Origin of the sequence: Streptomyces sp. A012304, assembly GCF_026008495.1 — a bacterium.
Taxonomy (GTDB): domain Bacteria; phylum Actinomycetota; class Actinomycetes; order Streptomycetales; family Streptomycetaceae; genus Streptomyces.
Genome location: NZ_BQUN01000009.1, coordinates 21,203 through 30,173, shown reverse-complemented (window position 1 = coordinate 30,173; position 8,971 = coordinate 21,203). Strand labels below are relative to the sequence as shown.

Annotated in this window: 8 protein-coding genes and 3 pseudogenes; 9 read left to right on the top strand and 2 right to left on the bottom strand. The window is 73.6% G+C overall.

Features of this window, described 5'->3' with window-relative positions; all coding sequences use genetic code 11:
* Window positions 1-691, bottom strand: a 691-nt coding sequence (locus tag ALMP_RS03040) for a sulfite exporter TauE/SafE family protein (RefSeq protein WP_264924442.1), incomplete at its 3' end; no start/stop codon positions are given.
* A 206-nt stretch (window positions 692-897) separates the two neighbouring features.
* On the opposite strand from ALMP_RS03040, the gene ALMP_RS03035 reads away from it, so the two are divergent.
* The 4 genes and pseudogenes from ALMP_RS03035 (at window position 898) to ALMP_RS03025 (ending at window position 3,863) form a co-directional block, all read left to right on the top strand.
* Complete coding sequence (locus ALMP_RS03035) at window positions 898-2,487, top strand: RICIN domain-containing protein (protein WP_264924441.1); 1,590 nt, start codon at window positions 898-900, stop codon at window positions 2,485-2,487.
* 151 nt (window positions 2,488-2,638) lie between these two features.
* Window positions 2,639-2,896 (top strand): annotated as a pseudogene (locus ALMP_RS44295) (MFS transporter); the annotation flags it as partial.
* A gap of 118 nt (window positions 2,897-3,014) precedes the next feature.
* Window positions 3,015-3,314: a hypothetical protein gene (locus tag ALMP_RS44290; RefSeq protein WP_375803417.1), complete on the top strand. Its 300-nt coding sequence runs from the start codon at window positions 3,015-3,017 to the stop codon at window positions 3,312-3,314.
* Between the two features lie 18 nt (window positions 3,315-3,332).
* Entirely contained in the window at window positions 3,333-3,863 is a 531-nt protein-coding gene (locus ALMP_RS03025; RefSeq protein WP_264924439.1) for a hypothetical protein, read from the top strand.
* On the opposite strand, the pseudogene ALMP_RS03020 reads toward ALMP_RS03025, so the two are convergent.
* Window positions 3,841-4,334, bottom strand: a pseudogene (locus tag ALMP_RS03020) (DUF2252 family protein); the annotation flags it as partial. The gene ALMP_RS03025 and the pseudogene ALMP_RS03020 overlap by 23 nt on opposite strands.
* 360 nt (window positions 4,335-4,694) lie before the next feature.
* Here ALMP_RS03020 and ALMP_RS03015 point away from each other — a divergent pair.
* The 5 genes and pseudogenes from ALMP_RS03015 to ALMP_RS02995 all read left to right on the top strand — a co-directional run bounded on the left by ALMP_RS03015 (window position 4,695) and on the right by ALMP_RS02995 (window position 8,863).
* Window positions 4,695-5,322, top strand: a pseudogene (locus tag ALMP_RS03015) (HdeD family acid-resistance protein).
* Between the two features lie 37 nt (window positions 5,323-5,359).
* The gene (locus tag ALMP_RS03010) at window positions 5,360-6,712 is read left to right on the top strand and encodes a hypothetical protein (RefSeq protein ID WP_264924438.1); all 1,353 of its coding nucleotides are present in this window, start codon (window positions 5,360-5,362) and stop codon (window positions 6,710-6,712) included.
* A 580-nt stretch (window positions 6,713-7,292) separates the two neighbouring features.
* The gene (locus ALMP_RS03005) at window positions 7,293-7,748 is read left to right on the top strand and encodes an SHOCT domain-containing protein (protein ID WP_264924437.1); all 456 of its coding nucleotides are present in this window, start codon (window positions 7,293-7,295) and stop codon (window positions 7,746-7,748) included.
* A 148-nt stretch (window positions 7,749-7,896) separates the two neighbouring features.
* Complete coding sequence (locus ALMP_RS03000; RefSeq protein ID WP_264924436.1) at window positions 7,897-8,340, top strand: MarR family winged helix-turn-helix transcriptional regulator; 444 nt, start codon at window positions 7,897-7,899, stop codon at window positions 8,338-8,340.
* A complete protein-coding gene (locus ALMP_RS02995) occupies window positions 8,333-8,863 on the top strand; it encodes an aspartate carbamoyltransferase (RefSeq protein WP_264924435.1) in 531 nt (176 codons plus the stop codon). The genes ALMP_RS03000 and ALMP_RS02995 overlap by 8 nt, the downstream gene beginning before the upstream one ends.
* The last annotated feature ends 108 nt before the right edge of the window (window positions 8,864-8,971 follow it).

Here is an 8,971-nt window from a genome sequence, read left to right as displayed (position 1 = left end):
CCACCCCCGCCCCGAACCGCCCCCCGACCGCCGAACCGGCCGCGACGAGCGCCACCGCCGTCCAGTCGAACTCCGCGACGAACAGGAAGACCACGGCGGCGACCCCGTTGACGACGGCGACCAGCACGTTCTTGACGCCGTTCAGCCGCTGCAACGATTCCCCGCCGCTGCCCAGCCCCATCAGCGCGACGTAGAGCACACCCTGAGCGGCGGAGAAGTACCCCCCGTAGACACTGGCCAGGAGAATGCCCACGCCCAGGGCCGGCCGGACCGGCCCAGCGGCGCCCGGCTCCTTCCCGGACCCCCGCCGACGCGCCGTCCACCGTGCGATCAGGGGCTGGCAGGCGACCAGTACCAGGGCGAGTCCGACCAGCGCCGGCACGATCACCTCGAACGCCCCCGGCGGCAGAGCCAGCAGGAGCGCCGCGCCGGTCAGCCCGCCCAGGGCGGCCGCGCCCGCCAGTACGCGCACCCGCCGCCCCTGCCCGGCCAGTTCCGCGCGGTACCCCCATGCCGCGCCCAGGGAACCCGGCACCAGCCCCAGCGCGTTGGACACCGTCGCGGTCACGGGCGGCAGCCCGACGGCGAGCAACACCGGGAAGCTGATCAACGTGCCGGAGCCCACCACGGCGTTGACGCCCCCGGCCGCGACTCCCGCCAGACCGACGGCGATCATCTCCTCGACACCCATGCCGACGACGCTAGGCGCCCGACGCTTCGGCCCGTACCGAAACCTCGCGGACCGGCTCGGCGCAGTACTTGCGGGCCGCCGCTAGGTCACCCCCCGGACGCGATGAACCGTGTCACCGTGCGGGACGTACTCCTCACCGATCCCGGCGTGATCGCGACCATCCGGCTCGGGCGTCCGAGCGCGAAACAGGGGAGGGGACCGGTTTCATGGAGGATGCACCCGCGACGGAAACTCCGTACGACGGAGAAGAGTTGCTGACACTGCACGGCCGGGCCGTCCTGGACTACGCCACGCTGTGCGCCGGGTCGAGCCCGGGCGCGGCGGAGCGCCTCGCCGAGCAGGCCTTCTGGAACACCCGGGGCGACGCCGCCGGCGTCGACTTCCCGTGGCGGCCACGACTGCTCGCGGCGGTCCTGGAGACGGCTCGGGAATGGCGCACGGACGACAGGCGCGCGGCGCTGCACCCCTCCCTGCGGGAGGGCGGACGCCCGGCTCCGGCCGGTGCGGGGCGGGGCGGACGTCCGGCTTCGGCCGGCGTGGTGGGGGAGGGCGGGCGTCCGGCGGGGTCCGCCGCCGACCCCGGGACCCGGGACAGACGCCTGCTCCTGCGCGCCTTCCGGAGCCTGCCGCACCGCGCCCAGGTACTGCTGTGGCACACCGAGGTCGAGGCGGAGGACATCGAGGCGGTGGCGTCGCTGCTCGGCGCCGAACCCTCCCTGCTGAACCCCGGGCGTGCCCGCACCCTGCTGCGCGACGAGTGCGTACGGGCCCACCTGGACCTCGCGCCGGACGAGCGCTGCCGCCGCCTCAACCGGCTCATCGACGTCCACGCCCGCCCCGGGTCGGGCGAGACGATGGCGGAGGTCCTCGACCACCTCGACCACTGCGCCCACTGCGCGGCGGCGGTGGACCAGCTGGACCACTCCGGGGGCCGGCTCCCCGCGCTGCTCGCCGAGGCCGTCCTGGTCTTCCGCGCGGCGGACTATCTGGCGACCCGGACCGCCCGCCGCGCGACCGCGCCGGCCCACGCGCCCGCCGAGCCCACGGACACCGGGCCCCGGCCGACCGCCGCCCCCGATTCCGCCCCCCGCCGCCGCCACCGGTGGCCGCTGCTCGCCGCCATGGCCGTGGTGCTGTGCGGGCTGATCGCGGCGACGCCCATGGCCCTCGACGGAACCAGCGAAACCGGCGGAACCGGCGAAACCGGAGAAATCAGCGGAACCAACGAAACCGGCCGAACCGGAATCGAGGAGAAGCGAGGGGGAGCGAGTGGTCCGACGCCGGAGGCACCCGCCCGGGGCCCGTCCGTCTCCCCGACACCCGTCGCCGACGAGGCGCTGGTCACACGGCTGCGCAACATGCGGACCGGCCTGTGCCTCGATGTGACCGCGTCGGCGCGGATGGCGGGTGCGCGTGCGGTGACGGCGGACTGCGGGGGATCGACGACCCAGGTGTGGCGGCTGGAGGACGGGGGACGACTGCGCAGCCAGGCGGCCCCCGACCTGTGTCTGAACGCCGAGCCGCAGGGCACCCTCGCCCTGCGATCCTGCGCCACCACGGCCGGCGGGGAGTCGTCCGGTGACACGCGCTACGACCTCGCGGCCGACGGCCTGCTGACCCTCGTCGAGGAACCCGGCGTGGCCCTGACACCCGAGCGCCGCGCGACGGGATCGGCCATCCTGCTGGAGCCCGTCCCCGAGGACCGGATCCGCAGATCCCAACGCTGGCGCACGGACGAGACACCCACCCGCGCCCCTTCACCGCCGCAGACCGCCCGGCGCCCTCGGACGAGCTGACAGCAGCCCGCTCGGAGGGTCACCGAGGAAGGCGGGAGCCGATCGTCCGGCTTCCCCCGGGGAGGGTGAGGCACGGCGGGCGTTCGGCCCGTCTGATGGGAACGTGACCCACTGGCCTGCTCTGATCGTGCTCGGCGCGGCCCAGTTCCTGATGGTTCTGGACACGTCCGTCATGAACGTCTCCATCAGCCGACCGGTCGACGACTTCGACACCGAGGTCACCGCCATCCAGGCCGTCATCACGCTGTACGCCCTGGTCATGGCCGCATTCGTGATCGTCGGCGGGCGGCTGGGCGACATCCTCGGCCGGCGGCGGACGTTCTTCACGGGGCTCGCCGTCCACGCCACGGGATCGGCCCTGACCGCCGTGGCTCCCGCCCTGTGGGTCCTCGCGCTCGGCTGGTCGGTCATCGAGGGACTCGGGGCCGCGATGGTGCTGCCGGCGATGGCCGCTTTGGCGGGAGCCGTCGTCTGGCTGCCGGCCACCATCGACCCGGTCATCGACGACGCGCAGTTCGCCCGCGGCCATGGCCCTGCTCGGCGTCGGCATGGGCCTGCTCGCCTCCCTGGAGGCCGGGATTATCTTCGTCCCCACCGGCCAGGTGCGTTCGGCGGCCGAACGCGTCGGGCTGCCCCCCACCGAGGCCGACGCCGTCACGGACGCCTACGCGTCGGCGCAGCTGGACGGCCTGAAAGCGGCGATCCTCACCACCGGCGCGATCACCCTCGCCGGCTTCCTGGTCACCCCCAACCTGCCGACCGGACGGGCGGGCGGAGCACGCCCCGCGGACACCGCTGTCCCCACCGGGACCCGCCCGACGCCCTGAGCCCCGAGGGAGCCCGCGATGCACCGGACCGCGCCGACCACACCCCGCGCGCCCAGGCCCGAACGCCGGACCGAACGCCGGTCCCACGCCGACTACACCGGTGGCGTCTACGGCTCCCTGCTCGCCGCATCCGTGATCATCGGCGCCGGCGACCTGGGCTCGTTCCCCCGCACCGAGCTGGTGCTGCTGTTGCTGCTCAGCAGCCTGGTGTTCTGGGTGGCGCACGTGCACGCCCAGCTGTTCGGGGCCCGGCTGGCGCAACACGCCCTGGACCGCCGGACCGTGCTCCATGTGTGCCGGGACGAGTGGCCGATCGTCAAGGCCGCCGTCCCACCGGCCGCCGCCCTCGCAGTCAGTCCCCTGCTGGGCCTCGGCGTCGAGGGATCCCTCTGGTTCGCGCTCGCGGTGGCCGTGGCCGGGCAGGTCGGCTGGTCGGTGGCCGCCGCACGGCGGGCCGGCGCCACCCGGCGCCTGATGGCCGTCGCCGCGTCGGTGAACCTCCTGCTGGGACTGCTGATCATCCTGTTCAAGATCGTCCTGAATGACTGATCCGGCCCGAGCGGGCGGCCGCGCCCAGCGCCTCGCAGTCACGCTCGTTCTGGTCGGCGTACGCCTGCGCGAACTCGGTGAGAGCCCTGTCGAAGCGGGCGCCGCCACGAGGTAGCCGGCGATGGCGACGGGGTCGCCGGAACGGGCGTGGGCCCGGGCCAGACAGGCCCCGCACAGCCGCGCGAACAGGCGCAGCAGACCCGGGCTCATGGTGTCGGGCCGTGCGATGCCCTTCCAGTCCCGCAACTGGCGTACATAGAAGTCCCGGCCGTGCCCGTCGAGCCCCACGACGTGCGTCCAGCCCAGGAAGATGTCGCCGGCCGTCTGCATCAGCCGCTGCCCGGCCACCACCCGGCGGCCCTGGTTGTCGTAGCGCTCGCCGCCCGTGTGCGCGGCGAGCACCGACTCCTGCGCCTCCTTGGCCTGGAGCAGGAGCGGATCGTCGTCGTCCCTGCCGAGCAGGAGCAGGATCCCTCAGTGGGACGGCCCCCGGGAGCCCTCCTCGGCGCCGGCGTGTCGTGCCCATCGGTCGCACCGCCCATCGGCCGCTCGCCCCATAGCTCGCCATGTCGGTGGCCGGTGGTGGCGCCTCTGTCGTCGGTGGCCGGTGGTGGCGCCTCTGCCACCTCATCGCGCGGGCAGCCCCCAGGGATCACCCGCCAGGGGTGATCCCGTTGCCGCCACCGCGCACCACGCTGACCCGGTGACGTCCCCGCGGACCCCACTGACACCGCGCCGACCGATGGGGGGACCGCGCACCGCGGTGCGTCCCCGTGCCCCGCCCCGCCGGCGGTCCGGTCGGCGGCCCGCCCGATCACGCGAGGAGGAGCCATGACCGTGTCGCGTGGTCCGGCACCGCCCACCGGACCGGAGGAACCCGTGTCCGGCGGGGCGGCCCCGTCCCGCCCGGTGCGGACCCGCGCGGGCGCTCGCCGCCCTCGGACGCTCGTGGACGTGGATCCTCGGGTCCGCGATCGTGACGCTCGTGCCGGGCGTCCTGATCCTGATCTGGCCGGACGGGACCCTGCATGTGCTGGCCGTCCTCGTCGGCCTGTACCTGCTCACGACCGGCGCCTTCCGGTTCGTGTCGTCCTTCGCTCGGGAAGGGCCCGGCGAACGCCTGCCAGAGCTGCTGCTCGCGGTGCTGTACGTCCTGGCCGGCGTGCTGTGCCTGCGCCACCCGCTCCAGACCGTCGCCGCGCTCTCCCTGGTCGTCGGGATCGTCTGGCTGCTGTCCGGCCTGGTCACCCTGCACATGGCCCTGGCCGCCAAGGAGCTGCCCCACCGCGGCTTCGTCCTCGCCGCCGCGGTGCTCGGCGTCGTCGCGGGGATCGTCGTGCCGGCCCTGCCCTCCGAGTCGGCCCGCGCGCTGACCCGGCTGTTCGGCCTGTGGCTCGTCCTGCTCGGCCTGTTCGAGACGGCGGTCGCCTTCGCGTGGCGAGCCGCGCTCCGCACATGACGCCCCACGGGCCGGCCCCCACGCCCAAGGAGCACCCATGGTCCCGAACAACGCCTCCGGACCGTCCCCCTCCGACGGACCCCCGCGCCCCGGCCGTGCCCTGACGGACGCGGAACACGCGGAGTACCGCCGTCTGCGCCGGGCCTCGAAGGTCCGCCACCGCCGGCTGCGGCAGCTGGGCGCCGCCGTGCTCCTGCTGCTGGCCCTGCTGCTCGCGCCCTTGGCCGTGGTGGCGGCCTGGGTGGACGACGAGGTCTCCGACACCGACCGGTACGTGGAGACCGTCGCGCCGCTGGCCTCGGACCCGGCCGTCCAGGAGGTCGTGATCGACCGGCTGACCGACCGGGTGGTGGCCAGCGTGGACGTCGAGGCGGTGACGGCCGCGCTCACCAGGGTGCTCGCCGAGGCCGGAGCACCACCGCGCGTGGTGCAGAGCGCCGAGGCGCTCGACGGCCCGCTGCGCACGGCCGTCAGGTCCGTGGCCGACCGCACCATCACCCGCGTGGTCACCAGCGACGCCTTCCAGCAGGCATGGGAGGGCGCCAACCGGCGGGCCCACGCCGCCGTCGTGAACATGCTCACCGGAGAGCGGGAGGGCGCCCTGCGCGCCACGGACGGAACGATCCAGCTGGACCTCGGGGTGGTCGTCGAACAGGTGCAGGACCGCCTCGTCGACGCGGGCTTCGACAAGGCGTCCGCCATCCCGGACACCGACCGCACGGTCACGCTGTTCGAGACCGAGAAGCTCGACGAGGCGCAGGACACGATGCGGGTGCTGGACATCGTGGGCACGTGGCTGCCCGTGCTGACCGTCGTCCTCGCCGCCCTCGCCGTGTGGACCGCTCCCGGACACCGGGTGATGCTCCTGATCACGGGGATCGGCGTCGCCGTGACGATGGTGGCGCTGCTGGTCGCGCTGGCCGTCGTACGGCGCGTCTACCTGGACGCGGTCCCACCGGCGACCCTGCCCACCGACGCCGCCGCGGCGATCTACGACACGTTCGTACGGTTTCTGCGCGACAGCACCCGCACCCTCCTCGTCGTGGCCGTCGTCACCGCCCTGGCCGCCTACCTCTACGGCCCCGGACGCGCGGCCCGCGGCGTACGGACGCTCGCTCGGAAGGGCACCACGGCCACCGGGCGGGCCCTGCACCGCTCCGGCCTGCGCACCGGCGCGGGCGGGCACTGGCTGGGCACCCACCGGTCGTGGATCACCGCGGTCGTCATCGGGGCGGGCGTCCTGGCCCTCGTGCTCTGGAACCGTCCCACGGTCGGCGCGGTGGCGCTCGTCCTCGGCCTGGTCCTGCTCGTGCTGACGGTCGTGGCGGTACTGGCCGCCGCCGCGGGACCGAAGCCGACCGGGACCACGGGAGAGCCGGCACGACCGTGAGCGTCGGGGCAGTCGGCGGGACCGTGCGCGCCGCGTCGGGGAGTCGGCGGGACCGTGCGCGCCGCGTCGGGGAGGGGACGCTGCCGGGAGCGTCGCCCGGCTGCCGCTGCCTCAACCGTCCGGCTGATCCGGGCTCCGGTCCGAAGACCCGTCGGTGGGCGCCGGGCCGGGCCGGGGGGATGTCCGACTTCTTCGTCCTCGTCGGCCGCCGCGGTCACGACGATGAGGAAGGGAAAGAAACACATCATGGCGAGCGCGGCCAGCTGGAACGAGTGGCCGAACAGGTCGGCCGCGGTGAGCCGGTCCCAGAGCCTGCCCGCCGTGCTCGCCGCGAGGCGCCGGGTCACCGCCGAACGCCTCCAGCGCGGGATGCGGGGTGTCGGGCCGCGGTCCGTCATGAACCGAAGTGAACCCGCTGCGCGCCCCGTCCGCGGCACGCCGTACGGCGAACCGGGTGAACGCCGACAGCGGCACGCTCCACTTCACCCCTCCCGGATGAGGCCACCCGCACCGTGGCGTGGGCACGCTGAGAACCGCATACAGCGCCTACCGGGCCACCCGCCCGGGACGGAGGAGTGGCATGAGTGCGCAGACATACCTCGCGTACGACTTTCCGCTGCTGAGCGCCTTCTGGACCATCCTCGTGTTCTTCCTGTGGATCATGTGGTTCGTCCTGCTCTTCAGGATCGTCGTCGACATCTTCCGTGACGACTCCCTGAGCGGCTGGGCGAAGGCCGGCTGGCTGGTGTTCGTCTGCGTCCTGCCCTTCCTGGGCGTCTTCGTCTACGTGATCGCCCGCGGCAAGAACATGGGCGGTCGGGAGATGGCGCAGGCCCGCGCGCAGCAGGAGGCGTTCGACGCGTACATCCGGGACACCGCCAAGGGGGCCGAGCCCCGGCCCAGCAGCATCGACGAACTCGCCAAGCTCTCCGAGATCCGCGCCCGCGGCGACATCACGGACGAGGAGTTCCGCAGGGCCAAGGAACTGGTCCTGAGCGGAACGGGCCCGTCCACCCGCCCGACCGGAATGAGCTAGGAACCGGTGAGCAGGTCAGACTCTTGATCACGGTGGCGTGGCCGCCGCAGAGCACGGCGCTGTCCGGCTCATCGTCCTGGGCAGCGCCTCTGCCCATGCCCGAAGCAACTGGTTGCATCGTCGAACCTTCTGGTTGTACGGTCGAACCATGTCCAGGGATCAACGGGCTGATGACCCGGTCGTTCTCCAGGAGGCACTGGGGAGCTTCGTCCGCGCCTTCGGGTTGCACCAGCCGGAAACAACCCCCTGTGGCCAGCCCGTCCCGGTCTCCGAGGCGCACGCTCTGGGCGAGCTGTCGCAGGAGGGCGAGTTGCGGCAGGTGGAGCTGACGCGCCGACTGCGGCTGCAGAAGAGCACCGTGAGCCGGCTGGTCACGCAGCTTTCCTCGCGTGGCTGGGTGGAGCGCGCCCCGGCTCCCGCCGACGGACGCGGTGTCGTCCTGCGGCTCACCGCTTCGGGACGGCAAGCCGCGCAGAACCTCGCTCAGGCACGACGGGAGCGCTTCTCCCGGCTCCTTGAATCGATCCCGGCTCATGAGAGAGCGGGCGTGCTCCACGCCCTCGACGTATTGGTGGAGGCACTGGATGAGTAGCGTCGTCAGGCGAAGGGCGCTGCTGGCGGGCGCAGGTGTGGCGGTCGCCGGCGCAGTGACGGCTGTCGCCCTGGCCGGCGGCGGCTCGCAGCAGGATCCGGGCGAGGGGCAGAGCGGGCGGCAGAAGGTGGTGGCCGAGCGGGGCCGCAGCGTGATGCCCTTCGACCTCGAACAGACCACCCACCGCTTCACTCCCACCGCGGTGGGCGGCGTCCAGGACGTGCTGGCCGACCGGCGCGACGATGCGGAGCAGATCGGTCTGATACGCGCTCATCTCCGCAAGGAGGCAGAGGCGTTCGGCCGCGGAGACTTCGGGGATCCCGCCCGCATCCACGGCGAGGACATGCCCGGCCTCGCCGCACTGCAAGACGGCCACGACCGTATCGAGGTGCGCTTCAAGGAGCGGGCGGACGGCGCCACGCTGACCTACACCACGCGGGAGCCCGCGCTGGTGGACGCCCTGCACGAATGGTTCGAGGCGCAGCTCGGCGACCACGGCGCTCACGCCGAGTCCGGCCACTGAACCGACGGCGGGCTCAATGCCCGCCGCTTCGCGGCCGGTCTTGTGCTCACGCCGTCGAAACCCGGTGCGGCATCCCTGTCCGTGCCACGAGTTCGGCGCCTCCATCGG

Excerpts from the sequence above, each read along its gene's own strand:
- ALMP_RS03005 (WP_264924437.1), top strand. The coding sequence starts at position 7,293 with ATGAGTGCGCAGACATACCTCGCGTACGACTTTCCGCTGCTGAGCGCC.
- ALMP_RS44290 (WP_375803417.1), top strand. The coding sequence starts at position 3,015 with ATGGCCCTGCTCGGCGTCGGCATGGGCCTGCTCGCCTCCCTGGAGGCC.
- ALMP_RS03010 (WP_264924438.1), top strand. The coding sequence starts at position 5,360 with ATGGTCCCGAACAACGCCTCCGGACCGTCCCCCTCCGACGGACCCCCG.
- ALMP_RS02995 (WP_264924435.1), top strand. The coding sequence starts at position 8,333 with ATGAGTAGCGTCGTCAGGCGAAGGGCGCTGCTGGCGGGCGCAGGTGTG.
- ALMP_RS03025 (WP_264924439.1), top strand. The coding sequence starts at position 3,333 with ATGCACCGGACCGCGCCGACCACACCCCGCGCGCCCAGGCCCGAACGC.
- ALMP_RS03000 (WP_264924436.1), top strand. The coding sequence starts at position 7,897 with ATGTCCAGGGATCAACGGGCTGATGACCCGGTCGTTCTCCAGGAGGCA.
- ALMP_RS03035 (WP_264924441.1), top strand. The coding sequence starts at position 898 with ATGGAGGATGCACCCGCGACGGAAACTCCGTACGACGGAGAAGAGTTG.